At 67.8% G+C, this 26,231-nt stretch carries 20 protein-coding genes; 14 read left to right on the forward strand and 6 right to left on the reverse strand.

Annotated elements, in window-relative coordinates; translation table 11 throughout:
• The first annotated feature begins 7 nt into the window (after positions 1-7).
• Both cydB and cydD read left to right on the forward strand, forming a co-directional pair.
• Positions 8-1,057: a cytochrome d ubiquinol oxidase subunit II gene (gene cydB, locus C3B78_RS07705; RefSeq protein WP_104997549.1), complete on the forward strand. Its 1,050-nt coding sequence runs from the start codon at positions 8-10 to the stop codon at positions 1,055-1,057.
• Position 1,058: 1 nt separating this feature from the next.
• Complete coding sequence (gene cydD / locus C3B78_RS07710; protein ID WP_104997550.1) at positions 1,059-4,589, forward strand: thiol reductant ABC exporter subunit CydD; 3,531 nt, start codon at positions 1,059-1,061, stop codon at positions 4,587-4,589.
• Here cydD and C3B78_RS07715 read toward each other — a convergent pair.
• Both C3B78_RS07715 and C3B78_RS07720 read right to left on the reverse strand, forming a co-directional pair.
• A complete protein-coding gene (locus tag C3B78_RS07715) occupies positions 4,571-5,089 on the reverse strand; it encodes a DinB family protein (protein ID WP_104997551.1) in 519 nt (172 codons plus the stop codon). The genes cydD and C3B78_RS07715 overlap by 19 nt on opposite strands.
• A gap of 19 nt (positions 5,090-5,108) precedes the next feature.
• The gene (locus C3B78_RS07720) at positions 5,109-7,628 is read right to left on the reverse strand and encodes a DNA gyrase/topoisomerase IV subunit A (protein WP_104997552.1); all 2,520 of its coding nucleotides are present in this window, start codon (positions 7,626-7,628) and stop codon (positions 5,109-5,111) included.
• A gap of 89 nt (positions 7,629-7,717) precedes the next feature.
• On the opposite strand from C3B78_RS07720, the gene C3B78_RS07725 reads away from it, so the two are divergent.
• Genes C3B78_RS07725 through C3B78_RS07740 form a run of 4 tightly spaced genes read left to right on the forward strand, consistent with a single transcriptional unit; the run spans position 7,718 to position 13,173 of the window.
• The gene (locus tag C3B78_RS07725) at positions 7,718-10,402 is read left to right on the forward strand and encodes a bifunctional acetate--CoA ligase family protein/GNAT family N-acetyltransferase (RefSeq protein ID WP_104997553.1); all 2,685 of its coding nucleotides are present in this window, start codon (positions 7,718-7,720) and stop codon (positions 10,400-10,402) included.
• Positions 10,403-10,444: 42 nt separating this feature from the next.
• Positions 10,445-11,185, forward strand: coding sequence for a DUF5998 family protein (locus C3B78_RS07730; protein ID WP_104997554.1), 741 nt, complete (start codon positions 10,445-10,447; stop codon positions 11,183-11,185).
• A gap of 1 nt (position 11,186) precedes the next feature.
• Entirely contained in the window at positions 11,187-12,455 is a 1,269-nt protein-coding gene (locus tag C3B78_RS07735; protein WP_234005548.1) for an alkaline phosphatase family protein, read from the forward strand.
• Positions 12,448-13,173 carry a thymidine kinase gene (locus C3B78_RS07740; RefSeq protein WP_104997555.1) on the forward strand — a complete coding sequence of 242 codons (726 nt, stop codon included), beginning with the start codon at positions 12,448-12,450 and terminating at the stop codon, positions 13,171-13,173. The genes C3B78_RS07735 and C3B78_RS07740 overlap by 8 nt, the downstream gene beginning before the upstream one ends.
• Positions 13,174-13,217: 44 nt before the next feature.
• Here the strand turns inward: C3B78_RS07740 and sepH are convergent, their stop codons facing one another.
• A complete protein-coding gene (gene sepH / locus C3B78_RS07745; protein ID WP_104997556.1) occupies positions 13,218-14,555 on the reverse strand; it encodes a septation protein SepH in 1,338 nt (445 codons plus the stop codon).
• Between the two features lie 211 nt (positions 14,556-14,766).
• Here sepH and C3B78_RS07750 point away from each other — a divergent pair, with 211 nt between their 5' ends.
• Positions 14,767-15,066 carry a DUF4193 domain-containing protein gene (locus tag C3B78_RS07750; RefSeq protein ID WP_104997557.1) on the forward strand — a complete coding sequence of 100 codons (300 nt, stop codon included), beginning with the start codon at positions 14,767-14,769 and terminating at the stop codon, positions 15,064-15,066.
• Here the strand turns inward: C3B78_RS07750 and C3B78_RS07755 are convergent.
• Positions 15,042-15,542: a DUF3093 domain-containing protein gene (locus C3B78_RS07755; RefSeq protein WP_104997558.1), complete on the reverse strand. Its 501-nt coding sequence runs from the start codon at positions 15,540-15,542 to the stop codon at positions 15,042-15,044. The two genes, C3B78_RS07750 and C3B78_RS07755, sit on opposite strands and share 25 nt — an antisense overlap.
• Positions 15,543-15,714: 172 nt before the next feature.
• On the opposite strand from C3B78_RS07755, the gene dut reads away from it, so the two are divergent.
• The 4 genes from dut to C3B78_RS07775 all read left to right on the forward strand — a co-directional run bounded on the left by dut (position 15,715) and on the right by C3B78_RS07775 (position 18,230).
• On the forward strand, positions 15,715-16,245 hold the full coding sequence (gene dut / locus C3B78_RS07760; protein ID WP_104997559.1) for a dUTP diphosphatase: 531 nt from the start codon (positions 15,715-15,717) through the stop codon (positions 16,243-16,245).
• A gap of 104 nt (positions 16,246-16,349) precedes the next feature.
• Positions 16,350-17,063: a DUF3710 domain-containing protein gene (locus C3B78_RS07765; protein WP_104997560.1), complete on the forward strand. Its 714-nt coding sequence runs from the start codon at positions 16,350-16,352 to the stop codon at positions 17,061-17,063.
• The gene (locus C3B78_RS07770; protein ID WP_311217745.1) at positions 17,056-17,445 is read left to right on the forward strand and encodes a hypothetical protein; all 390 of its coding nucleotides are present in this window, start codon (positions 17,056-17,058) and stop codon (positions 17,443-17,445) included. The genes C3B78_RS07765 and C3B78_RS07770 overlap by 8 nt, the downstream gene beginning before the upstream one ends.
• Positions 17,442-18,230 carry a DUF3159 domain-containing protein gene (locus tag C3B78_RS07775; RefSeq protein WP_104997561.1) on the forward strand — a complete coding sequence of 263 codons (789 nt, stop codon included), beginning with the start codon at positions 17,442-17,444 and terminating at the stop codon, positions 18,228-18,230. Before C3B78_RS07770 ends, C3B78_RS07775 begins: the two co-directional genes overlap by 4 nt.
• Before the next feature lie 21 nt (positions 18,231-18,251).
• Here C3B78_RS07775 and C3B78_RS07780 read toward each other — a convergent pair whose 3' ends face one another.
• Both C3B78_RS07780 and C3B78_RS07785 read right to left on the reverse strand, forming a co-directional pair.
• Positions 18,252-19,001 carry a potassium channel family protein gene (locus tag C3B78_RS07780; protein ID WP_104997562.1) on the reverse strand — a complete coding sequence of 250 codons (750 nt, stop codon included), beginning with the start codon at positions 18,999-19,001 and terminating at the stop codon, positions 18,252-18,254.
• Complete coding sequence (locus C3B78_RS07785; protein WP_104997563.1) at positions 18,998-19,672, reverse strand: potassium channel family protein; 675 nt, start codon at positions 19,670-19,672, stop codon at positions 18,998-19,000. The genes C3B78_RS07780 and C3B78_RS07785 overlap by 4 nt, the downstream gene beginning before the upstream one ends.
• 119 nt (positions 19,673-19,791) lie before the next feature.
• On the opposite strand from C3B78_RS07785, the gene C3B78_RS07790 reads away from it, so the two are divergent.
• From C3B78_RS07790 to C3B78_RS07800, 3 genes are all read left to right on the forward strand, one after another.
• Positions 19,792-21,768, forward strand: coding sequence for an APC family permease (locus C3B78_RS07790; protein WP_104997564.1), 1,977 nt, complete (start codon positions 19,792-19,794; stop codon positions 21,766-21,768).
• Positions 21,768-23,138, forward strand: a complete 1,371-nt coding sequence (locus C3B78_RS07795; protein WP_104997565.1) for a class I SAM-dependent RNA methyltransferase — start codon at positions 21,768-21,770, stop codon at positions 23,136-23,138. Before C3B78_RS07790 ends, C3B78_RS07795 begins: the two co-directional genes overlap by 1 nt.
• 165 nt (positions 23,139-23,303) lie before the next feature.
• Complete coding sequence (locus tag C3B78_RS07800) at positions 23,304-26,129, forward strand: aconitate hydratase (protein ID WP_104997566.1); 2,826 nt, start codon at positions 23,304-23,306, stop codon at positions 26,127-26,129.
• Positions 26,130-26,231 lie beyond the last annotated feature (102 nt).

Raw genomic sequence — 26,231 nt, forward strand, 5'->3', positions numbered from 1 at the left:
ACACAGAATGGAACTGCTCCCAACCATCTGGTTCATCGCCATCGCCGTGCTGTGGACCGGGTACCTCTTCCTCGAGGGCTTCGATCTCGGCGTCGGAATGCTCATGAAGCTCTTCGCCCGCAACAACACCGAACGACGGGTCCTGCTCAACACCATCGGCCCGGTCTGGGACGGCAACGAGGTTTGGCTCCTGACCGCCGGCGGCGCCACCTTCGCTGCCTTCCCGCTCTGGTACGCCTCACTGTTTTCGGCGCTCTACCTGCCGCTGCTGGTGGTGCTCGTTGCCCTGATCTTCCGCGCGGTGGCCTTCGAATACCGCGGCAAGGTGGACACGGATCAGTGGCGTGCCCGCTGGGACTGGGCCATCGCCCTGGGCTCCTTTTTCGCGGCTTTCGGAGTGGGCGCCGCGCTGGCCCTCACCACCACCGGGCTTCCCCTGAATGCGAACGGCGACCGTGAGGGCGGTCCGTTGGCCTGGTTCAGCGGCTACGCCGTGCTGGGCGGGCTGGCCGTGGCGGGTTTCTCGCTGCTGCATGCGCTGGCCTTCCTGGCCCTGAAGACTGACGGCGACGTCCGGCACCGGGCCCGCCGGTGGTTCGTGCGGCTGCTGCCGGTGCTGTTGCTGCCCATCGCCGCGTGGGCGCTCAGCATCCAGTTCCTCGACGGCAAGCCCTGGACCTGGGCCCTGGTCATCCTCGCCGTTGCCGCGGCAGCCGCAGCCTGGGTCCTGGCCCGCAAGGCAGCCGAAGGCAAGGCATTCCTGGCCCTCGGCGCCTTCCTGGTACTTGGTACTGCGTGCATATTCGGCGCAGTATTCCCCGTGGTGCTGCCCTCTACCTTGGACAGCGCCTTCGACCTGACCGTTTCAAACGCCTCCTCCTCGGACTACACCCTTGGCCTTATGAGTGTCGTGGCAGCCCTCGGCCTCCCCCTGGTCATCGCATACCAGGCATGGACCTACTGGGTCTTCCGGAGGCGTGTGAGCGCGGCACACATCCCGGAGGCGCACAGCTTCCTGCCGGCCATCGCCGCCAGGGCCTTCACCACGAAGGGCTGACATGCGGCCACGTTTCCCGCCCGGTCCATCCACCCGCTCCGCCATCTATGTCCTGGGACTGCTGGCCGCGCTCAAGGCGCTGTCTCTTGTGCTCATGGGGCAGGCGGTGGCATCGGCCCTCGCCGGAATGGTGACGGGAGACCCGGGCTGGGCCGGAGAGGTCCCCCTGGGGCTGGCCGGCGCGGTCCTGCGCTCCCTGACGGTCTGGGGACAAGCCGTTGCATCCCGCCGGGCCGCCCTTGGCATCAAGGAGGAGCTCCGCGCCGGGCTCCTTGAACGGGCTCTGCGCAACGGCGTAAGGGAGACCGGACCGGCCGACGGCGGACTCGCCGTCCTGGCAACCCGCGGCCTGGACGCCCTGGACAGCTACTACACCCAGTTCCTCCCCGCCCTGGTGAACTGCGCCGCGATTCCGCTGCTGCTCGGGGCACGGGTCCTCTACGCCGACTGGGTCAGCGCAGTGGTGGTTGTCCTGACGGTGCCGCTCGTGCCGCTGTTCATGGTGCTGATCGGCCGGTACACCGAGGACAGCGTCCGCGAGGCGCAGGCCTCCCTCGCAAGGCTCTCCGCCCACATGCTGGAGCTCGCCAAAGGCCTGCCCGTCCTGGTGGGACTCGGCCGGGCCACGGCGCAGCGCAAGGCCCTGGAAGAGATCTCGGAGGAATACCGCGCACGCACCATGGGAACCCTGCGCACGGCCTTCCTGTCGGCGCTCGCGCTGGAACTGATCGCAACCATCTCCGTCGCTGTGGTGGCGGTGTTCATCGGCGTCCGCCTGGTGCACGGCGACATGCCCCTCGAGGCAGGCCTGCTTGCCCTGATCCTGGCGCCGGACTGCTATCTTCCGCTGCGGGAACTGGGCACCGCCCACCACGCCAGCGACGATGGCCGGGTTGCCCTCGCCGCGGCCACCGCTGTCACGGATGCTCCCGAGCCACGCCCGCTTCCTGCAGCCAAGGCAGGAAGGCCCGGGGCGCCGGTCACTGTCACGGACCTTGCCGTGAGCTACGGCGGAAGGGCGGGGCCCGCCGTCGGCCCGCTCACGTTCTCGGCGCCCCAAGGCAGGATCACCGCCCTCGACGGCGCCAGCGGCGCAGGAAAGAGCACGGTCCTCGGCGTCCTGGCCGGGACCATTGGCGACGGCGCCGGCACCACGGTAACCGGCACGGTCCGGGGCCTTGACCGTACCGTCCTGGCCTGGGTGCCGCAGCACCCCGCGATGCTCGCGGACACCGTCCTTGACGAGGTGCTGCTCTACCTTTCCGGGGACATCCAGGGCGCCCGCGTCCAGGCAGGCGCGGAAGCCGCCGCACGCGCCTGCCTGGCCCGCGCTGCCGCCGGCCACCTGGCCCAACAGCACCCGGCGGAACTGAGCCCGGGCGAGCTGCGCAGGGTCGCCCTGGCCCGGGGGCTGGCAAGGATCGAGGCCGGCGCCACCGTCCTGTTGCTCGACGAGCCCACCGCACACCTGGACGACGCCTCGGCGATGGCTGTCGAGGAGGCCATCAGGAAGCTCCGGGGCCGGGTGACGGTGATCCTGGTGGCGCACAATGAACGCACCCGCAGCCTCGCGGACCATGTGGTGCCGGTGGCCGGACCTGGCGGGACAGCACCCCCCGCCGCGCACCCGACGGATGCATTCCGGGCAAAACCTGCTGCCGCGGCCGGCTCCGCCGTCGGCGAAGAGACCTACGCCCCGGCGGGCACGGCTGCCGGCGCCGCAACCCCCGCCGCCGCCGAACCAGCCGACAGCCGCGCCACCGCCCGACTACTCGCAGTGCTCCTTGCGCCGGTCCGCGGCAAGTTCGCGGCCGCCGCGGTGGTGGGCACGCTGGCGGCTGTGTTCGCCGTGGCATTGTCCGGCCTGTCGGGCTGGCTGATCATCCGGGCCAGCGAGCAGCCGCCCATCCTGTACCTGCTGACCGCGATCGTGGGGGTGCGGTTCTTTGGAATCGGGCGGGCCGTGCTCCGATACTGGGAACGGCTCCTCCTGCATGATGCGGTGTTTTCCGCCCTCACCCGGCTCCGCGGACAGCTATGGGAGTCGCTGAGCCGCAGGGCGCTCGCACTCCGCCGCCTGCTCCAGGGCGGCAACGTCCTGGGATCGGTGATTGACGACGTCGATACTGTCCGCGACCTCCTGCCCCGCGTTGTGCTGCCGCCTGCTACCGCCCTCGCCGTCTCCTTGCTGGCACTGGCCACCACCGGCCTGCTGGTGCCGGCCGCGCTCCCGGCCGTCCTTGCCGCCGCCGCGGCCAGCCTGTTCCTGGCGCCCGCCGTCGCACTGTGGGCTGACGGCAAATCTGCCGGCGCCGAACAGATGCTGAGGTCCGGAGTTCTGCGCCGCACTTCCGCAGCCCTCGATGCCAGGGCCGATCTGCACGCCAACAGCGTCGCCTTCCCGGTCCTTGCCGGACTGCGCGCGCAGGACCGAAGTGCCACCCGGGCGTCCCGGCGCTCAGCCTGGGCGGACGGACTGGGACACGCCATCACCACCGCTTCGTGCTGTGCGGCGGCTTTCGCTGCCGCCTGGCTGGCGGCTCCCGCGGTGCTCGAGGGCCGCCTCGAGCCCGCCACTGCGGCGGTGGTGGTGCTGCTGCTCCTCGCTCTGGTGGAACCTTACGCAGCGATGACGACGGCGGTACGCCAGTTCCCGGCGCTTCGGACGGTCATGCGGCGCGTCGCCGCGTCGGGCGCGCTGGACGGCGCCGCCCCCGATTCCGGCGACGCCCCCGATTCCGACGGCGGCACTGCCGACGGCCTGCAGGAGGTGCCTCCCCGGCGCAACGGTGCTCCCGGCGTCGAACTCGAAAACCTTGCCGCGGCCTGGCCGGGCGGGGCGCCGGCGTTTACCGGGCTGGACGCGGTTGCGGAACCGGGGCGTTGGCTGGCAGTCACCGGGCCCTCCGGCTCCGGAAAGTCCACCCTGCTCTCGGTCCTGCTGGGCTTCCTTCCGGCCGCCGCGGGGACTGCCCGGGTGACCGGCCGGGCCGCGTGGTGCCCGCAGGAGGCCCACCTCTTTGACTCGACCATCCGCGGCAACCTGCTGCTGGGCAAGCCTTCCTCCGGGGATCGGGCTGCCGGCGGCGAGGAAGCCGGCGGCGACGCCGAACTTCGGGATGCGCTTGCTTCCGTTGGGTTGTCCAGCCTGGTGGAGCGGCTGCCGGCGGGCCTGGACACCCGGATCGGTCCCGGAGGGGCGTTCCTGAGCGGAGGGGAGCGCCAGCGCCTGGTCGTGGCCCGCACGCTAATGACGGGCGCGGAGGTGATCCTGCTGGATGAGCCGACGGCCCACCTGGATGCGGAATCGGCACAGGCCATGCTGGCGGACCTCCGCGCGGGGCTGCGGAACCGCACTGTGGTGCTGGTAACCCACAACCCGGCTGACATCGCCCCCGGAGACGCCCGCCTGGTGCTTGGCCCCGGCTCGGGGAACACAGGACGTGCGCCGGCGCCTGCTGCTGCCCCGACCTATGCCTCGACTGCGTATGCGCTTACCGCGGCAGAGGGGGATCAGCCGTCCACGTCGTGAAGGTGATGGACGACGTCGTGCAGGAAGTACTGGGCCAGCGTCAGGACAGTGAATTCAGAACCGTTGCTGCGCAGCCCTTTCCGACCCCACTCCGCTTCGCGGACACCGGCAAACGACTCCGCCACCTGCTTGCCCTCTGCGGCCAGCTCAGCGCTCACCACCGCGGGATCGGCGTTGGCGTAGTCCTTGTCCAGCGCTGTCCGGTCCTGGTCCCAGTTCTCGAACCGGGCGTCGTCCGAATCCAGCATGAGGTTCAGCCGCTGGTCAAAGAGGCTGAAGACGTCCCGGACGTGGCAGGCGTACTCCAGCGCCGACCAGGTGTGCTCATTCGGTCGCTCGGCAGCGTCCGGCCTGCGCAGGACAGCACGCCAGCGGGGAAGCATGTTTTCGATAGTCCCGGGGACCGTCGACGGCGTCACCGTGGAAGCGTCGAAAGAGCATTCCGGGCATGGACGGGTCAGGACCCAGGTCCAGTCCTTCTCATCAGGAACGATAGGCATGGAAGCAGTCTAAGCGGGATCAGGCAGTCCCGGCGGGATCAGGCCAGGCCATGGCGGGACCCACCACATCCACCGGCTGGGAGAGCGGGACGCCGGATCCGTCACGCCGGCCATGCTCCTGCGGCAGGGACCTGGCGACCCCGGCTGCCGAGGCCGCCTTGGCGGGGCCGTGGCCTGCCCAAGCGAGCAGCAGCGTGTCCTCGCCCTTCAGGAAGCGGTGGGCCCGCACACCGGCCGTTGCACGTCCCTTCACGGGGTACTCGGAGAATGCCGTCACCTTGGCCGTGCCGGGGGCGGTGCCGGGAAGGGCGCCGGTGGTCCCCGCGATGGTCACCACCACGGCGGCCTCGTCCTTCGGCTGGATGGCGCCGAAATACAGCACCCGGTCCCCGGGCGCCAGCTTGATGCCCGCCATGCCGCCCGCCGTACGGCCCTGCGGCCGCACGGTTGCGGCACCAAACTTCAGCAGCTGGGCCTGGCTGGTCAGGAACACCAGCTCGGCATCATCAGCTCCCGCCGGCACCACGTTGACCACAAAGTCCTTGTCCTTCAGGGAAATGACGTCCCAGTCTTCCCGGTTCAGCGGATAGTCCGGCTGCACGCGCTTCACCACTCCCTGGGCAGTTCCGATGGCCAGCACTTCGTCCAGCGGGACGAACGCCACCAGGGTTTCCCCCTTCACCAGGGTCAGGAAGTCCTTGGCCGGCACCCCGCCGGCGAGGTTCGGCAGGCCCGAGACCGGGGGCAGGACCGGCATGTCCATCACCTGGAGGCGCAGCATACGGCCCTGCGAGGTAACCGCGGCGATCTCGCCCCGCGCCGAGGTCTTGACCACGGACGTGTACACATCGTGCTTGGCCCGCGGACCGGCCTCCGCCAGCGGCTCCTGGTTGCTGGTGCGGGCCACCTGCCCGGACGCGGTCAGGATTGCCCAGCAGGGGTCGTCCGCAATTTCCAGGGCCAGCGGCGCGGCCTTGCCCTTCTTTCCCGCGGCCAGGGCGAGGTCGGCGGCAACTGTTGGGGCCACGGCCTCTGATTCCAGCAGGACCGTCCGCCGCGGCGTGCCGTGCTGCTCGGCGATGGCGCCCAGTTCGTCGGACACCAGGGTGCGCAGCCGCTCCTCTGAGCTCAGGATGGCCTCCAGCTCCGCTATCTCGCGGCGGAGCTCATCCTGTTCCTTCTCGAGCTCAATCCGGGAGTACTTGGTCAGCTGGCGCAGCCGGAGCTCCAGGATATAGTTCGCCTGGATTTCCGTGAGGTCGTAGATGGACATCAGCCGGGCCCGGGCGGCGGCGGCCTCATCCGAGGACCGGATGATCTGGATGACTTCGTCGATGTCCACGATGGCGATGAGGAGGCCCTCCACCAGGTGGAGGCGGTCCTTCTTCTTCCCCAGCCGGAACACGGTCCGGCGGCGCACCACGTCGATCCGGTGGTTCACGTAGACGGTGAGCAGCTGCACCAGGCCCAGGGTCTGCGGCTGGCCGTCCACCAGGGTGACGTTGTTGATGCCGAAGGAGTCTTCCATCGGCGAGTAGCGGTAGAGCTGCTGCAGGACGGCGTTGGGGTTGAAGCCGTTCTTGAGCTCGATGACCAGCCGCAGGCCGTGCTTCCGGTCGGTCAGGTCGACGATGTCGCTGATGCCCGTCAGCTTCTTGGCATTAACGGCGTCCTTGATCTTCTCGATGACCTTCTCCGGGCCCACCATGTAGGGGAGCTCGGTGACCACCAGGCCGGTCCGGCGCGCGGAAAGCTGCTCGATTTCCACCTTGGCCCGGGTCTTGAAGGACCCGCGCCCGGTGGCGTAGGCGTCGCGGATGCCGTCCAGGCCCACAATCCGCCCGCCGCTGGGCAGGTCCGGGCCGGGTACGAAGCGCATGAGGTCATCAAGCGTCGCGTCCGGGTTGGCGATCAGGTGCCGCGCGGCGGAGATGACCTCCACGAGGTTGTGCGGGGCCATGTTGGTGGCCATGCCGACGGCGATGCCGGTGGCGCCGTTGACCAGCAGGTTGGGGAACGCTGCCGGCAGGACGTCCGGCTGGGTCAGCTGGTTGTCGTAGTTGGGGACAAAGTCCACCACTTCTTCATCGAGATGGTCTGTCAGCGTGAGGGCGGCGGCGGCCAGCCGTGCTTCCGTATACCGCGGAGCCGCAGGGCCGTCGTCGAGCGAGCCGAAGTTACCGTGCCCGTCAATGAGCGGCAGCCGCAGCGAGAAGTCCTGCGCCATGCGCACCATGGCGTCGTAGATGGCGGTATCGCCGTGCGGGTGCAGCTTGCCCATGACCTCGCCCACCACGCGGGCGCTCTTCACGTGGCCGCGGTCCGGACGCAGGCCCATGTCGCTCATCATGTAGAGGATGCGGCGCTGCACCGGCTTGAGCCCGTCGCGGGCGTCGGGAAGGGCCCGCGAGTAAATCACCGAATACGCGTACTCCAGGAAGGACCCCTCCATTTCGGAGGTGACATCGATGTCCACGATGTTCTCCGTGTAGGGGGTGCTGTCTTCCACGGTGGGGGCTGGGCTTTGGCGGCGGGCCATGGGGTTGGTAAATCCTTCTGGTGTGCTGTGCAATCGGTTTATTGTGCGCGAGCGGCGGTGCTGCGGGAGATTTTGGCTAGGCTAAGCCTATGGTGGATCAGCCCGTGGACGGCGAATATCCGGAACATTGGGAAGCCGATGTCGTCCTGCGGGACGGCGGAACCGCGCATCTGCGGCCAATCCATCCCTCGGATGCGGACGCTGTCCAGGCATTCCACATGGGACAGTCGCAGAATTCAATCTACATGCGCTTCTTCGCGTTCAAGGCCAAACTCTCCAGCAAGGAGCTCAAGCGGTTCACCGAGGTGGATTACCGGGACCGGGTGGCGTTCGTCATCACCATCGGCGGCGAAATCGTCGGCATCGGCCGGTATGACCGGCTCGACGACCCCGCCGAGGCGGAAGTGGCGTTCAACATCGCGGACGCCCACCAGGGAAGGGGCATTGGCTCCATCCTGCTGGAACACCTTGCCGCCGCCGCCCACGAAAACGGCATCCGCCGCTTCAGCGCCGAAGTGCTGCCGGAAAACCGCAAGATGCTGATGGTCTTTTCCGATGCCGGGTATGACGTCAAACGGCATTTTGACGACGGCGTCGTCAGCCTGGAGTTCAACATCGACCCCACGGAAAAGTCCCGGGCTGTGATGGAATCCCGCGAACACCGCGCAGAGGCGAGGAGCGTCCGCGACCTGCTGACGCCGTCGTCCGTTGCCGTCATCGGCGCGAGCCGAAAATGGGGGACCGTGGGGTACCAGCTGCTGGAGCACATCATTGAGGGCGGCTTCCGCGGCAGCGTGTATGCCATCAACCCCGAGGCGCTGGAACTGGCTGGCATGATGTCCTTCGGCAGGCTCTCCGAGGTCCCCGAGCCCGTCCAGCTTGCGGTGGTGGCCGTCCCCTACGAGGAAGTCGCCGCCGTCGTGGCCGACTGCGCCGCAGCCGGAGTGAAGGGCCTGGTGGTTGCATCGGCGGGCTTCGCGGACGACGGCGAACGCGGCCTCGCGAGGCAGCGGGACCTGGTACGCCAGGCCCGGGCCAACGGCATGCGGGTGATAGGACCGGCGTCCCTGGGAATTGTGAACACCCACCCCGACGTGTCGCTCAACGCTTCCATGGCACCCGTGATGCCGCTGCGGGGCAGCCTGGGGCTGTTCTCCCAGTCGGCCGCCATCGGCGTCTCGCTCTACGCCGCCTCCAGCAGGCGGCGGCTGGGCCTGTCCACTTTCCTCTCCGCCGGCAACCGCGCCGATGTTTCCGGCAACGACATGATGCAGTACTGGGAGGACGACGCCGACACCTCGGCAGTCGGCCTGTACCTGGAATCCATCGGCAACCCGCGCAAGTTCTCCCGGCTGGCCCGCCGGCTGGCCCGCATCAAGCCGGTGATCGTGGCCAAGTCCGACGCCATGGGGCTTCGGCTGCCGCCCGGGCACGCCGTCCGCACCACCCAGGCGCCGGCAGGAGCCCTCGACGCCATGCTGCGCCAGTCCGGCGTCATCCGGGTGGAAACCATAGAGCAACTGGTGGACGTTGCGCAGGTGGTCTCCGGCCAGCCGCTTCCGGCCGGGCCCGGGCTGGCCATCTTCAGCAACTCCCAGGCGCTGGGCAAAGTGGTGGCAGACAGTGCCTCCTCGCACGGCCTGGGCGTTGGCCAGGTGGTGGCCGGGGTGGACCTCGACGCCGGCCAGTCGGTTGCCCTTCCCGCCCTGCGCTCGGCCCTGCTCGCCGCGCTGGAGTCGGACGCCGTCCACGCAGCCGTCGCTGCCCTGCTTCCGGCCCGCGGGCTCACCGTGGACAGCATCGCCGAGGTCCTGGCCGAATGCTCCGTGAAGTCCGGAAAACCCGTGGTGGCCGCATTCACCGGGATCCTGGATCCGTCTGTCTACGTTGAGGGGATGGTGGGGCCCGGGGAGCGTGCCGTGCCCTGCTTTTCCAACCCCGGCGCAGCGGTGGCCGCGCTCGCGGCCGTGGTGCGGTATGCCGAGTGGGTCTCGCGCGACCACGGACATTTCGTTGAACCGGAAGGCTGCGATCCGCAGGCCGCCCGGGCCGAACTCGAGGCCCACCTCCGCGACGTGAAAGGTGAGCAGCTCAAGCAGCTGGACCCGGCAGCCACGCGTTCCCTCCTGGGCCACTACGGCATCACCGTGCTGCCCTCTGCCGGCTTTGACACCCCTGACGAGGCGGTGGAGGCTGCGGAGGCCCTCGGCTGGCCGGTAGCGCTGAAAACCACCGACCCCTCGCTGCGCCACCGGCTGGACCTCGGGGGAGTGCGGCTGGACATCCAGGACGCCGAGTCCCTGCGCCTGAACGTGCTCCAGATGCGCCGCACCCTGTCCCGCTACGGCGATCCTGCCCTGGAGGTGCAGACCATGGCGCCCGTTGGCCAGGCCTGCACCTTCCGGGCCATCGAAGACCCCCTCCTGGGACCGGTCATCTCCTTCGGACTGGCGGGCGACGCCGTCAATCTGCTGGATGACTGGGCCCACCGGGTGCCGCCCTTGTCCGCGGCGGACGTGCACGACTTCATCCGCGGACCGCGCGCGGCACGGAAGCTGTTCGGCTACCAGGGCCTGCCCGCCGTGGACGTTGCCGCACTCGAGGACCTTGCCGGCAGGCTCGCGTGGCTGAAGGACAGCCACCCGGAGATCGCGCTGCTGGAATTCAATCCTGTGCTTTGCGGGGCCTCCGGTGCGGTCATCCTGGCCGCGGACGTGCGGATCGGCAACGCGGCCCAGCGCACCGACAGCGCCCGCCGCGCCATGCTCGGCTGACGCGGTTAGCAATGTGACCTGCCCATCTGTGAAAATGGGGGAATGAGCTCACAGCCTCCCGCGTCGGCGCCCCAAACGCCCGGCAATGAAAATCAGGCAGTCCGCCACAGCTCACACAACCACGGTGCCCAGGGCCAAAGCCTGGACGGCGCACTGCAGAAGGCCGGTTTCTACCCGCGCCTTGTGGCCGACGTGGTGGATGACGCCCTGGACGGACGCGACTGTGTAGCCCACCTGGTGCACCTGGAAACCCACTTCGACCGGGCCGAGGTCCGGCGCCACATCACCGTGCTGGTGCTGACCGCGGACATGCTGGTGATCACCCATGTGGACGACCAGCAGCTGGACGAGGCCGGTGAACAGATCGTGGCCCAGATCTCCACGGAGTCGGTTCCCGTGGCGCAGATCCGCTCCGTGGTGCTCAGCTACATGTACGCCCAGCCGCAGAACTACAAGCCATCGGATCCCGTGCGCGAGGTGACGCTGTCCATCGCCTGGTCCGGCGGCCAGCGGTTGGACATGGGCCCCGCCAGTTGCGGTGATCCCCAGTGCGAAGCCGACCATGGCTACAGCGGCACCATTGCCCAGGAGGACATCGTCCTCCGGATCAGCGCTGAGGCGGACGGGCTGCAGGCAGTCCAGGACGCCAAGTTGTTTGCCCGTGCGCTGCGCGCAGTCAACACGGGCTCCGCCGCTCCCGTGCCGCACATCCAGTCCCTTCCTCCGCGCCCGCGTCCGGGTGTGTTCGGCAACCGGCTGAGCCGCGGGCACCAGCAGCGCTGAGATGCCGGAAGAACGCCGCCTAACCATTCCCGCCGCAGTTGCTCCGCCGCACGCCGCTCCAGTCCAGGCAGGCGCGGCGGCTGACCTTCCGCCCGCCCCCGCCTACGGGCGGCGCTCCGTAGCGGATGTGCTGACCAGCGCCGCGGCAAGCCTGGGCCTCGATGGCTTCACCAATACGCTTGGCCTTCCTGCGGCGTCGCGGGTCTGCGTCGTCGTGGCCGACGGCCTGGGCCGGAACCTCCTGAAGCAGAGGTCCGCGCACACACCCTTCCTCAGGTCCGTCATCCAGTCCGGGCAGGGGGAAGTTCCTGTGTGGCTGGACTCGGCATTTCCCTCCACCACGGCCGCCGCGCTGGCAAGTTTCGGTACGGGGTTGCCCCCCGGCCAGCACGGCATGGTGGGCTACGACGTGCTGGACCCGGCGCAGGACAAAGTGGTCAACATGCTCGGCAACTGGGACGCAGGGGTGGACCCCCTCGCCTGGCAGCCGTTCCCCACCGTGCTGGAACGGGCTGCAGGCCAGGCGGCCGTCACCACGGTCAGCCTTCCCCAGTTCGGGGATTCGCCCATGACCAGGGCTGCCCTGCGCGGCGGGACCTTCGTGGCAGGCACCACCTCGCACGCCCGGACGGAAGCCGCCGCAGAAGCCCTCGCCGCCCCCGGCCCCGCCCTGTTGTACTTCTACCTTAACGAGCTGGACAAGGCCGGACACCGCTACGGCTGCCAGTCCGAACACTGGGAGCACCAGCTCGAGGAGCTGGATGCCACCATGAAGCGGTTGCATGCCTCCCTGCCTGCCGGCACCACCATCCTGCTGACCGCGGACCACGGCATGCTGGACGTGCCGGAACAACAGCGCATCGACTTCTCAGCAGACCCGGCGCTGGTGGAAGGGGTCCGGCACACGGCCGGCGAACCGCGCATGGTGCACCTCTACCTGGAAACCGGAGCGGACGGCACGGGGCCCGACGCCGGTGCACGCGAACGGCTTCTCGCGGCCTGGCGCGGCCGGTTCGGTGCCCGTGTCTGGGCCTTCACCAGGGAGGACGCCATTGCGGCGGGCCTCTTCGGTCCGGTCCGGCCCGACGTCGAGGGCAGGATCGGAGACGTGATGATTGCGGCCCGGGATGAGCTGGCACTGTATGACACACGGCGTGTCCGCCCCACTGCGATGGAAGTCGTGGGCCAGCACGGATCACTGACCAAGGCTGAGCGGGAGGTTCCGCTGCTGTGTTTCACGGCCGGGGGCAGGAGCGTCCGCCGTGGCTGAACTCGTCTTCTTTTCGGGCACCATGGACTGCGGCAAATCCACGCTCGCACTGCAGATGGATCACAACCACCGTGCCCGGGGCCGGGGCGGTGTGCGCTTTAGCCGCAACGACCGTGCCGGCGAATCCCGCATCTCCAGCCGGCTCGGCCTCGAAACCGACGCAGTGGAGGTGGCGGACGGCACGGACTTCTGGGAGGAAGTCATGCTGCGGCGCACCCAGGGCCAGCGCGTCGACTACCTGATTTGCGATGAGGCACAGTTCTATACGCCGGAGCAGGTGGAACAGTTGGCGAAAGTCGTGGACGAGATCGGCGTCGACGTTTTTGCCTTCGGCATTACCGCCGACTTCCGCACCAGGCTTTTCCCCGGCTCGCAGCGGCTGATCGAACTTGCGGACCGGGTGCAGGTTTTGCAGGTGGAGGCCCTGTGCTGGTGCGGCCGCCGGGCAACGCACAACGCAAGGACGGTGGACGGCGTCATGGTCACCGAAGGCGCCCAGGTGGTGGTGGGTGACGTCGACATGGCCCTTGATGGAGCAGCGGCTCCCGCAGCAGGCCACATTCCCGTTGTGGGCTACGAAACCCTCTGCCGGCGCCACTTCATGCGGCGCGTCACGGCCCATGGTGCCAACCTCATGGCTGAGCAGGACCCGCTGCTGCCTTTCGAGGTGGATGCGTGCCTATGGCGCGGCACCGGCGCAACCGGGCCGGGCGCCTAAGCGTCCGGTGCTCCGGCGCCGGCTGGCCGGCGCACAGGCAGTACCTAGTCTCCGCGGGTCCCGAAGACTATCTCGTCCCAGGATGGAACGCTGGAGCGTTTGGGCCTTGCAGGTTGCCTTTCCGGTGCGCCCGTTTCCGGAAGCTGGCCGGTGGTGGGGGAGTTATCGTCAGTCCGCGGTGCCGGCCGGCGCGGACTGCCGCCCAGCAGTTCGTCCAGTCCTGCTCCGCTGCCTGAGGCGCCGTTGCCGCGTGCCGCGTCAGGATCCGCTGAACCGGAGGGGCACTGGGGCGATGCCACGATTGTTATCTCCCGGGTGTCTGTACTGACACCGTTGTGCAACCTGAGGTTGTCGTCCACCGGGTCCGGGTGCGGGGGGATGAGGCTCAGCCGGGAAAGCATCGACGGGCGGGCGTCCCGGCGCCGGATGAAGGCATCACCCTGGGCAGCGGGGGCACTGCCACGGTCCGCCTCCGGCTCCGCGTCCTCGTCATCCGCTTCCGGCGTGACCTCGGAGGGCCGGGGATGGGCGGCCGGCACGCCGTGCGTGAGGAGAAGGGCCAGCGCGTCGTCGGAATCCTCATCCACGCCAAGCCGCTGGCCCCGGCGCGAACGCAGCATGTCCAGGAGGCCGTCGGATTCCTTTTCCTTGCCCGGGGCCTGGCCGGGGTTGCCTCCCTGGCTTCCGGGAGCGGCATCGGCATCGGTTTCAAAGTCAAAGGGCCGGTCGGAAACGGCCGACAGCCGGCGGGCAGGAACGGGACCGTCCAGGGGTTCCAGTTCGCTCAGTTGCTGGGCCCACCGGTTGGCGTTCTGCAGCGACTTCCGCGCCGGGCTGAAGGTCCACAGTGCCGGGGGCTCCTCACCAATGCCCGGGGTGTTGCCCTTCTTGGCTTCGAAGGTGGCCGAGACAGTCCAGGTCCCATCCTGGCGACGCCAGGAATCCCACTCCACCGTTGCCGGGTCAATGCCATGGGCGGCGAGCCGGTGCCCCACCATGTCATTGAGCGTGGCAGGGTTGTCGCCGAACGCGGACCGGTAGCCGTCATGGCCGGGGGAAGGTGTGGCCACTTCCACTTTTCGGGCCTGGTGGGCAACATATTCCCGTTCGGCAAGGACCGGCCCCTCATACCGTTCAACCTTGGCCAGCGGAAGCCCGGAAAGCTCGGCGACGTCGGCTGCGGTGGCACCGGCGCGTATCCGCGCCTGGATGTCCCGTGGGGACATCGGAACTCCTGGCCGCTCAGCACGCGGCTTAACCGCAGGCCGGCTGGCCGTCCTCAGCGCTTCGTCGATCGGCAGCTGGAACATCTCGCCGCCGGCCCCGCTCAACAGGAGGTGAGTCCCGTCGTCGTGTACGCCTACAAGCCGTAGATCCTGCATACAAATCCTCCACCCTGGCATTACTATCACTCGAAACTTTGCCACCCGAGGGGCGGGTTTTCGGTCAAGGGGCAGGGCGCGCCGCGATTTTCCGGGACAAGGCTCGCAAATCGGGTGCCACCCCCGGCCTTCCGCCCGGGCACCAACCCGGTGCACCCCGCGTTATGAAGGGTGTTGTCCCGGACACGTCAGGAAGAAGGCCAGGGCCGCGATGTCCACCGATTACGATGCGCCGCGCAAGTCCGGGGAAGACGCCACGGCGGATTCCCTGGAAGAGTTGAAGGCGCGCCGCGCGGACAAACCGGTTGCTGTGGTGGATGAGGACGAAAGCGAGCTTGCGGCCGGCTTCGAACTGCCGGGCGCGGACCTCTCCGGCGAGGAACTGGTGGTCCAGGTGGTTCCGGCCCAGGCTGACGAATTCACCTGCTCCTCGTGCTTCCTGTTACGGCACCGCTCCCAGATCGCCAGGGAGAAGGACGGCCGGTTTTACTGCAGGGACTGTGAGGGCTGAAGGGCTGCCGCGAGTCTGTCCGGGTGCCGGGTGGAAGCCAGCCAGTAGGGCGTGGGGTCCGAGGGGTCGGTAATGCCGATTTTGACGACCGGATCAATCCAGCCACGGATGCAAAGGTAGGCCAGGCCGTTCAGCCGGGTGCCGCGTTCCGCCGTCGCTTCTTCACCGCGGAATGGCTGGGCGGCACCCACGAAGCGGCGTTCAATGGTTGCCCGCCCCACCGTCAGGGTGTTTTCGGTGACCAGGATGGTGGGGGTGGAAAGGATCAGGAGTACGGCGATGATCGTGAAGAGCACCACCGCAGCCGTGTAGCCCGCAGCCGCGCTGATAGGTGCAAACACCAGGATTCCGGCACCCGAGATGCCCGCTGCGATGATCCAGATCCAGGCATTGGGCCACAGCTTTTCCCGGTAGACCACTGCGGCTTCGGCGGATGGTGTGTTCGGAACGGGCGCGGCGGAACTGGATTCGGGCATGACGCAAGCTTTCCATCTTTCCCTCGCTATTTCATCCCGGCCGCTTCTGTCCCGGCGCCTGCTGCACACTCCCCGCCGGCACGGTGCCTGCCGCCCCCGGTAGGTGCTGGCAGGCGCCGGCGGGCGCCCGCGCCTAGGTGCGGACGATGGGCGCGGGTTAGAGTGAGTGACTGTGACTGATCATTCCGCAGCCGTAGACACCTTCCCCGCAGCAGCACCTGCCGGCCTGGCGGCGTCGGCCGCGGCGCCCACACTGCAGGTGCAGCTGAAGATGCTGGATCCAGGCCTTGAGGCGCCGTCGTACGCGCACCCTGGTGACGCCGGCGCCGACCTTCGTGCCAGGGAGGACGTTGTCCTGCAGCCGGGGGAGCGCAAGCTGGTGCCCACGGGAGTGGCAATTGCCCTCCCTGAGGGCTTCGTTGCCCTGATCCATCCGCGGTCCGGGCTTGCCACCAAGCACGGCCTGACCATCGTCAACGCCCCCGGAACGGTTGATGCCGGATACCGGGGGGAAATAGCCGTCACCCTGCTGAACACCGACGCGAACCAGTCCATTGAGCTGAGCCGCGGCGATAGAATTGCGCAGATGGTCATCCAGCGTGTGGAGCACGCGCAGTTCATCCCCGTCAATGAATTAAGCGGGTCCGTGCGCGGTACGGGAGGATTCGGATCTACCGGCGGATTCAACCCGCCGCGGGCCTAAAGAACGATTTCCGTTCGGGCAGTATTGCTGCCGGGCGCGTACAGCAGGACGGCGGGACCCCCACGGGCCGGACCGGCACATTTCACAACTAAGGAGACACCCTCATGGTCTTTGGGCTCGGCAGGAAAGCCAAGAAGGAACAGACAGCCGAACCGGACGACTCCCTGAACGCCGCGGAGGCTTCCGCCGACATGGCGGCCGCCGCGGGCATCCGGGCGAACGGCCCCTTTGATGAATCCGAAATCACCAGCCGCGACGGCTACGTGGATCTGGGCGCGCTGCTGATCACGCCCAGCGAGGGCCTCCAGTTGCGCCTTGAGGTCGAGGAAGCCACCCAGCGCGTCGTTGCGGTGACGCTGGACCTCAATGGCTCCAGCCTGCAGCTGCAGGCATTCGCCGCTCCCAAGACCGAGGGCCTGTGGGACGAGATTCGCGAGCAGATCGGCCAGTCCGTGGGTGCGCAGGGTGGCCAGGTGGAAGAGATCGACGGCAGCTTTGGGACCGAACTCGTGGCCAAGTTGCCTGCGGGGCTTCCCGACGGCAGCCAGGGCTACCGGGTGGCCCGCTTTGTGGGCGTGGATGGACCGCGCTGGTTCCTTCGCGGAGTGCTGGGCGGTCCGGCGGCCCTGGAACGTGAAGCAGCCGAGCCGCTGGAGGCGCTGTTCAGGCAGGTTGTGGTGATCCGCGGGGACAGCCCCATGCCGCCCCGCGACCTGCTGCAGCTGCGCCTGCCCAAGGACGCGGCCACCACGCCTCCTCCGCCTGCCCCTTCCCTTGGGGAACCGGAACGTGGTCCGGAAACCACACAGATTGGCTGACGCGGCACCCGGGGACGGGCTCCAGCCCCGCCCTGCCGTTCTCTCCCTGGATGAGCTTCCGGATAAGGGCCGCGTCGTTTGCCAGGGACGCATTGAATCGGTGACGTACCTCCCGGCGGACCAGGCACCTGCGTTCACCGCCATTGTTTCCGACGCCGAGCCGGGCCGCGCCGAACCAGGCCGGGCCGAACCCGGCAGGAGGCAGTCCGGCCAGGCCAAGGCACATGGCAGGCTCCGGGTTGTATGGCTGGGGCGCCGCCGCGTGCCGGGCATCGAAGCCGGCGCCGAGCTCCGGCTTGAAGGAATGCTGTCCCGCAGCCAAGGCCTGCCTACCATGTTCAACCCACGCTACGAAATACTGTCCCGCCAGGAGAACGAATGACCGAGCCCCAGCCCGACCCGTCCTCCGGACCCCCAAGCAACGGCACCCCTGGCCGTGATGGAAGCCAGGGACCGGCCCGGGAGCCGTCACCGGTGGCCGGCCTTGCGGCGGAGTACGCGGCCAAGGCGGGGCTGCACCGGACGCACGACGGCCGGGTGGACGTCCTGCGCAGTGCCGGCGGTGTCCAGGGCATTGCCGAAAGCATCGTGCCCGGACTCATGTTCCTGGTTGCCTTCACCATTACCAGGGAGCTGACGCTGTCCCTGGTGGCGGCACTGGCTTCCGCCGCGGTGTTCACCGTGGTCCGGCTGGTCCAGCGGCGCCCCCTCACCCAGGCGTTGGCCGGTGTGGTGGGCGTAGGCATCTCGGCCTGGCTCGCCAACAGCACCGGCAAGGCGGAGGATTTCTACCTCCCCGGTTTCTTCACCAACGCCGGTTACATCCTGGCGATGGTGCTCTCCATCTTCCTCAAATGGCCGGTGGCCGGTCTGCTCTTCGGGTTCATCCGGAACGAGGGCCTCGACTGGCGCAAGGATCCCGCCCGGGTCAGGGCCTACCAGCTCGGCACCTGGATCATCGTTGCGGTCCTGGTGCTTCGGCTCGTGGTGCAGGTTCCGCTCTACCTCATGGGCCCGGACGGGCTAGCCGCGCTGGCCACCACCCGGCTGATCATGGGCGCGCCCCTGTACATCCTGGGTGTCTGGATTGCCTGGCTGGTGACACGGCCGGCCCCCGTCGACGCCGGCACGGACCCCAACGGGGAGGACGCGGGCCGGAAAGCCTGACGCCCTGACGGCCGGATCGTCCTAGCCCTCGAACCCGTCGTCCTCGGGCGCCTGCTGCGCGCCCCTGGCCCCGGCCGGCAGCGGAGCGTCCGCCTCCCCGGCCGTATCAAGGGCGTCAGGCGCCAACAGGGCGCGCAGGTGGTCCTCAGCTGCAATGGTGGTGACGAAGAACAACTCGTCGCCGCCGTCGATCACGTCGTCCCGGCTGGGCGTGATGGGAGCATGATCACGCAGGATGGCCACCAGGGTTGAATCCTCCGGCCACCGGATGTCGCCGACCGTCTGGCCGATCACATGCGAGTCGTGCGGCACGGTGAACTCCACGAGGGAAGAAACGCCGGTCTGGAGGGTGAGCAGCCGGACCAGGTCGCCGATCTCCACGGCTTCCTCCACGAGGGCGGTCATGAGCTGCGGAGTGTTGACGGCGACGTCAACGCCCCAGGAATCGTTGAACATCCAGTCGTTCTTGGGGTTGTTCACCCGCCCCACGGTGCGGCCCACCCCGAATTCGGTTTTGGCCAGCAGGGAAACCACCAGGTTGACCTTGTCATCGCCGGTGGCCGACACCACCACGTCTGCGTCTTCCACTTTGGCCCCCTGCAGCGTGCTCAGCTCACAGGCGTCGCCCACCAGCCAGTGTGCGCCGCGGAGGCCGCTGCGTCCAATGACCTCCGGTTTGAGGTCGATCAGGAGGATCTCATGCTTGTGCGCCAGCAGTTCCCTGGCGATGGACGAGCCGACGCTGCCGGCACCCACAATCACGACTTTCACTGATACTCCTTGGCGGGTGCTTTGGCGAGGATATGGGCTACCTGGGCGCTGCGGTCAACCTGCAGCATCGCATGCACGGTATCGCCGTCCTGGTAGGCGGTGGCGGCGTCCGGCAGGAGTCCCTCACCAAAACGGGTCAGGTACGCCACCCGGATAGCGGCGGCTTTCTCAATGGTGCTCACCCGTTGCCCGATCCAGCTGGCGTCGAGGTCGAGCTCGGCGAGCACCAGGCGTCCGGACGGCTCCCGGAAATCACCTGCGAGGTGCTGTTCGGGCAGGATACGCCGCAGTACCTGGTCCGCGCTCCAGCGCACGGCCGCAACGGTGGGAATCCCAAGGCGCTGGTAGATCTCGGCACGGCCGGGATCATAGATGCGGGCCACGACGTGGGGGACGTGGAACGTTTCCCTGGCTACCCGGGTGGCAAGGATGTTGGAGTTGTCGCCGCTGGAGACGGCGGCGAACGCGTACGCTTCAGCCACGCCGGCCTGTTTCAGGGTGTCCCGGTCGAAGCCGACGCCGGTGACTTTGCGTCCGGTGAATCCTTGCCGGAGCCTGCGGAAGGCGCGGTCGTCCTGGTCGATGATGGCCACGGAATGCCCGGCGTCCTCCAGCGTGTGCGCCAGCGTTGCCCCTACCCGGCCACATCCCATGATCACGAAATGCGCCACGGTCTCTCCTCTGTATTCCTGTCAAGCTCCTGCTGCTAGAACTCTACCGCCAGCGTGCGGGCTCCCGTTGTCGCCCGGTCCGTCATGACATCGTCCGGGAATCAGACTAGCTTTGTGGGGTGTTGACAATATTGAACGCCGTCAAGCGTGTGCTGGTGGGGAGGCCATTTCGAAATGACCGCCTGGCCCACACGCTGCTTCCCAAACGGATCGCACTTCCGGTCTTCGCCTCCGACGCACTCTCTTCCGTAGCCTATGCGCCGGACGAGATCCTGCTGACGCTGGCGCTGGCGGGCGTCAGTGCGGTGGCGTTCTCGCCGTGGGTGGGCGTGGCGGTGATGGTGGTCCTGCTGACGGTGGTGGCCTCCTACCGGCAGAACGTCCACGCCTATCCTTCCGGCGGCGGCGACTACGAGATCGCCGGCGAGAACCTGGGGAGGTACGCAGGCCTCACGGTGGCGTCGGCACTGCTGGTGGACTACGTCCTGACAGTGGCGGTGTCCATATCCTCGGCGGCCGCCTACCTCACCACCGCCGTCCCTTCCCTGCACGGCCAGCAGGCCGCCATTGCCGCCACCGGCGTCGTCATCCTTGCTCTGGTGAACCTGCGCGGGATCAAAGAGGCCGGCACCCTCTTCGCCGTCCCCACCTACATCTTTATGGCCTCCATCCTCGGCATGACGGCGGTGGGACTGTTCCAGGCGGCAACCGGACAGCTGGGCCAGGCGCCCTCCGCTGCCTTCACGATCGTCCCCGCCCCTGGTTTCGACGAGGGCCTTGTGGGCCTCGCCGGCGCCTTCCTGCTGCTGCGGGCCTTTTCCTCGGGCGCCGCGGCGCTGACCGGCGTCGAAGCCATCAGCAACGGCGTGCCCAACTTCCGGCCGCCGAAGAGCAAGAACGCCGCCACCACCCTGTTGCTGCTGGGCGTCATCGGCGCCACCATGCTGGCAGGCATCATCTACCTGGCCAATGCCACCAAGGTGCACATCGTCCTGGACCCGGCAACCGAGTTCCTGCTCAACGGCAACCCGCTGCCGGAGGGGTACATCCAGAACCCTGCCATCAGCCAGATCGCCCAGACGATTTTCGGTCCGGGATCCATACCGTTCTACATCGTGGTGGCCGCCACCGGCGTGATCCTGGTGTTTGCCGCCAACACCGCTTTCAACGGCTTTCCGGTGCTGGGCTCCATCCTCGCCCAGGACGGCTACCTGCCGCGGCAGCTGCGCACCAGGGGTGACAGGCTGGCGTTCAGCAATGGCGTCCTGGCCCTCGCCGCCGGCGCCCTGGTGCTGATCATCGCCTTCGACGCGGACGTCACCAAGCTCATCCAGCTCTACATCGTGGGTGTCTTCATCTCGTTCACCGCCAGCCAGCTGGGGATGATCCGGCATTGGGGGCGGCAGCTCAAGCTGGCCAAGGACAAGGCAGTCCGGCGCCGGATGGCCAAGTCCCGCGTCATCAACAGCATCGGCTTCGGCATGACGGCCACGGTCCTGGTCATCGTGCTGGTCACCAAGTTCGAGCAGGGCGCCTGGATTGCCCTGCTTGCCATGGTCATCCTGTTCCTCATCATGTGGAGCATCAGGGCGCACTACGACAACGTGGCCAGGGAACTGGCAGTGGACGAGGACTCTTCGCCGCGTGCCCTTCCCACCAGGGTGCACGCCGTCCTGCTGGTGTCCCATGTGCGCAAGCCCGTGCTGCGGGCGCTGGCGTATGCCAGGGCATCCCGGCCTTCCCGGCTTGATGCGGTAACAGTGGACATCGATGCCGAGGAAACCGCGCAGACCGTGGCTGACTGGGAAAAGCTGGAGATTCCGGTGCCGCTGACCGTGCTGGCCAGTCCGTACCGCGAGACTGTCACACCCATCATGGAGTACGTCAAACACATGCGGAAGGATTCCCCGCGCGACCTGATCGTGGTCTACATCCCCGAATACGTTGTAGGCAAGTGGTGGGAGCAGCTGGTCCACAACCAGACTGCCCTGCGAATCAAGACCCGGCTGCACTTTGAACCCGGCGTCATGGTGGCGAGCGTCCCCTGGCAGTTGAAATCATCCGAAGAAGCGAAGAACCTGCAGGACGTCCAATAATGGCAAACACAGAAACACGGCCGCCCCTGACCGGAGACGCAGGCAGGGAAGTAGTGCTCGACGTCGGTCCGGTGGCCCACGGCGGCCACTGCGTTGCCAGGCACGAGGGCCGGGTGATTTTCGTCCGGCACGGCATTCCCGGGGAAAAGGTGCGGGTGCGGCTGACGGATGCGGAGGAAAAGGCCAAATTCTGGCGGGCGGACGTCGTCGAGGTCCTTGAAGCCTCTCCGGACCGCGTGGACCACTTCTGGCGCCTGGCCGATTCAACGCGGGCCTGGAGCCACGGACACCCCCCGGTGGGCGGAGCCGAGTTCGGCCACATCACCCTCGCCCGCCAGCGCAGCCTCAAAGCGGAAGTGCTTGCCGAACAGCTCAAGCGGCTCGCCGGCGTCGAGCAGCTGCCCGGTGGGGCCGGGAGCGTGGAAGCCGTGGGCGGAACGGCCGACGGCGGGGACGGCCTTGGGTGGCGCACGCGCGCGGGCTTTGCGGTCACCCCCGGCGGCAGGCTGGGCATGCACGCGCACCGCTCCACGCACATCGTTCCGGTCCGGGAGATGCCGCTCGCTTCGGAGGCAATCAACAACCTGCGCCTCTGGGACGTCGACCTCCAGGGCATCGAGCGCGTGGAAGTGGCTGCACCGGCCAACGGCTCGCGTCCCCTGGTGCTGCTGGCGCCAGGACCGGGAACCAAGCCCAAACGGCTTAGCGCCATCGCAGCCCAACTGCCCGGCGAGGTGTCCGTAGCCACTTTCGACCCCGCTACTGAGGCCGTGCAGCAGCTTCGCGGCCGTACGTGGGTGCAGGAATCAGCGGCCGGGCACGACTACCGGGTCACCGGCGCAGGGTTCTGGCAGATCCACCGCGACGCGCCCGGGGCCCTTGTGGGGGCTGTCACAGAATTCCTCCGCGGCGGGGGCTTCCTCCACCCCGGGGCGGTTGTTGCCGACCTCTACGCGGGAGCCGGCCTCTTCACCGCAGTCCTGGCTGACGCGGTGGGGGAGACGGGGTCCGTCCTGTCCGTGGAAGGTGCCGCCGGAACCAGCCGGGATGCACGGAAGAACCTGCACGGGGCGCCCCAGGTGGAGATCGTCCAAGGCAGGGTGGAGCGCGTGCTCCGCCAGAAACCGCGGAGTTTTGACGCCCTGATCCTGGACCCGCCCCGGGCGGGGGCAGGGAAGGCAGTGGTGAGCCAGCTTGTTGAGGCCCGCCCCCGCGCCATTGCCTACGTGTCCTGTGATCCGGCGTCGTTCGCCCGGGACGTGGGGTACTTCCGCCAGGCGGGATGGGGGCTGTCAGGCCTCCGTGCCTTCGATCTCTATCCCCATACCCACCATCTGGAGACGGTGGCGCTGCTGGCGCCCCTTCCGTGATGCCACTGCGGTTTTCGACTACGATGGCCGTAGTAGTCCCACGTCGCGCTCCGTAGTCACGGCCGGCCGTGTGCAATTTTCGGGCCCGAAACTAATTAGGGCTTCCTAACTAGCAGGCGGTCAACCGCGCGACAAAGATGAAACTGTTGCGAGAGGAGTCCTGCGATGAGCACTGTGGACAGCTTCGGTTCAAAAGGCAAACTTAATGTAGCCGGAACCGAATACGAAATTTTCCGGTTGAACTCCGTTGAAGGTGCAGAAAACCTTCCGTTCAGCCTCAAGGTATTGCTTGAAAACCTGTTGAGGACCGAGGACGGCGCGAACATCACTGCCGATCACGTCCGCGCCTTGGCAGGCTGGGATCCCAATGCCCAGCCCGATACAGAAATCCAGTTCACGCCTGCACGCGTGATCATGCAGGACTTCACCGGCGTCCCCTGCGTGGTGGACCTGGCGACGATGCGTGAAGCGGTCAAGGAACTGGGCGGCGACCCCAAGCGGGTGAACCCCCTGGCGCCTGCCGAGATGGTCATTGACCACTCGGTCCAGATCGATGCTTTCGGCAACTCCGGCGCACTGGAGCGCAACATGGAGATCGAATACCAGCGCAACGGGGAGCGTTACCAGTTCCTGCGCTGGGGCCAGACCGCGTTCGACGACTTCAAGGTGGTTCCCCCGGGAACCGGCATCGTCCACCAGGTCAACATCGAATACCTGGCACGCACCGTCATGACCCGTGAAGTTGACGGCGCGCTCCGTGCGTACCCGGATACCTGCGTGGGCACCGACTCGCACACCACCATGGTCAACGGCCTGGGCGTGCTCGGCTGGGGCGTTGGCGGCATCGAAGCCGAGGCCGCCATGCTGGGCCAGCCCGTCTCCATGCTGATCCCGCGTGTTGTGGGCTTCAAGCTGAGCGGTTCCATCCCGGCGGGCGCTACGGCAACCGACGTGGTGCTGACCATCACCGAGATGCTCCGCAAGCACGGCGTTGTGGGCAAGTTCGTGGAGTTCTACGGCGAAGGCGTGGCCGCTGTGCCGCTGGCCAACCGCGCCACCATCGGCAACATGAGCCCGGAGTTCGGTTCCACGGCCGCCATGTTCCCGATCGACGACGTCACCCTGGACTACCTGCGCCTCACCGGCCGCTCGGAGCAGAACGTCGCCCTCGTGGAGGCGTACGCGAAGGAGCAGGGGCTCTGGCACGATGCTTCCCGCGACATCAAGTTCTCCGAGTACCTGGAACTGGACCTGTCCACGGTTGTTCCGTCCATCGCAGGCCCCAAGCGCCCGCAGGACCGCATCGAATTGACCGAGGCCAAGGACGAGTTCCGCCACGACCTCAAGAACTACGTTTCCCACGATGCTAACGCCGGTACCCTGGACGAATCGCTGGAGGAGTCCTTCCCGGCCTCCGATTCGCCTTCCTTCACCGCCGGTGCCACGCACATCTCCGACACCGACCGGGAGCCCCCGAAGTACTCGGCAGGCCACGGGGCGGCGGGCCGGATCTCCCAGCCTGTGCCGGTCAAGACGGCTGACGGCCGCGAGTTCGAGCTGGACCACGGTGCCGTCACCATCGCCTCCATCACCTCCTGCACCAACACGTCCAACCCCTCGGTCATGCTGGCCGCCGCAGTCCTGGCGCGCAACGCCGTGGACAAGGGCCTGACGTCCAAGCCGTGGGTCAAGACCTCCGTAGCCCCCGGCTCGAAGGTTGTCACCGACTACTACGAGAAGTCCGGCCTGACCCCCTACCTGGAGAAGCTCGGCTTCTACATCGTGGGCTACGGCTGCGCCACCTGCATCGGCAACTCCGGCCCGCTGGAAGCTGAAGTTTCGGAAGCCATCCAGGCCAACGACCTCGCCGTTGCTGCTGTCCTCTCGGGCAACCGCAACTTCGAAGGCCGCATCAACCCGGACGTCAAGATGAACTATCTGGCCTCCCCGCCGCTGGTCATCGCCTACGCCCTGGCCGGTTCCATGGACTTCGACTTCGAAACGGACGCCCTGGGCAAGGACCAGGCCGGGAACGACGTCTTCCTCAGGGACATCTGGCCCAACCCGGTCGAGGTCCAGCAGGTCATCGACTCCTCGATCGACAAGGACATGTTCGCGAGGGGCTACGAAGGCGTCTTCGAGGGCGACGCCCGCTGGAAGGCGCTCGACACTCCCGCCGGCGACACCTTCGCCTGGGATCCGAACTCCACCTACGTCCGGAAGCCCCCGTACTTCGAGGGCATGCAGGCGCAGCCGGAGCCGGTCAAGGACATCACGGGCGCCCGCGTGCTCCTGAAGCTGGGCGATTCGGTCACCACCGACCACATCTCCCCGGCCGGTTCGTTCAAGTCCGACACCCCTGCCGGCCAGTACCTGCTGGCCAACGGCGTGGAGCGCAAGGATTTCAACTCCTACGGTTCCCGCCGCGGCAACCACGAGGTGATGATCCGCGGAACGTTCGCCAACATCCGCATCAAGAACCAGATCCTGGACGGCGTCGAAGGTGGCTTCACCCGCGACTTCACCCAGGAAGGCGGCCCGCAGGCCTACGTCTACGACGCCGCGCAGAACTACCAGGCAGCCGGCACCCCGCTGGTGATCCTGGCCGGCAAGGAATACGGTTCCGGTTCCTCCCGCGACTGGGCTGCAAAGGGTACCGCCCTGCTGGGCGTCAAGGCCGTCATCGCCGAGAGCTACGAGCGCATCCACCGCTCCAACCTCATCGGCATGGGCGTCCTGCCGCTGCAGTTCCCGGCCGGCGAGTCCGCTGCAACCCTGGGCCTTTCCGGCACGGAGACGTTCTCGGTCGAGGGCGTCACCGCCCTGAACGAGGGCACCACGCCCAAGACCCTCAAGGTCACCGCCACCGCTGAAGACGGCACCGCCAAGTCCTTCGACGCCATCCTGCGCATCGATACTCCGGGTGAAGCGGACTACTACCGGAACGGCGGCATCCTGCAGTACGTGCTGCGGCAGATCTCCGTCAACTAGCGGGTTCCGCGAGCAGGCACCACCTCCCGAAGCCCCGGCCGGTCACCGACCAGCCGGGGCTTCGGCTTTTGGGGTGAGCCAGGCCCTGCGGGCCGAGGCGTT

Source organism: Arthrobacter sp. PGP41, from assembly GCF_002953935.1.
Lineage (GTDB): Bacteria > Actinomycetota > Actinomycetes > Actinomycetales > Micrococcaceae > Arthrobacter.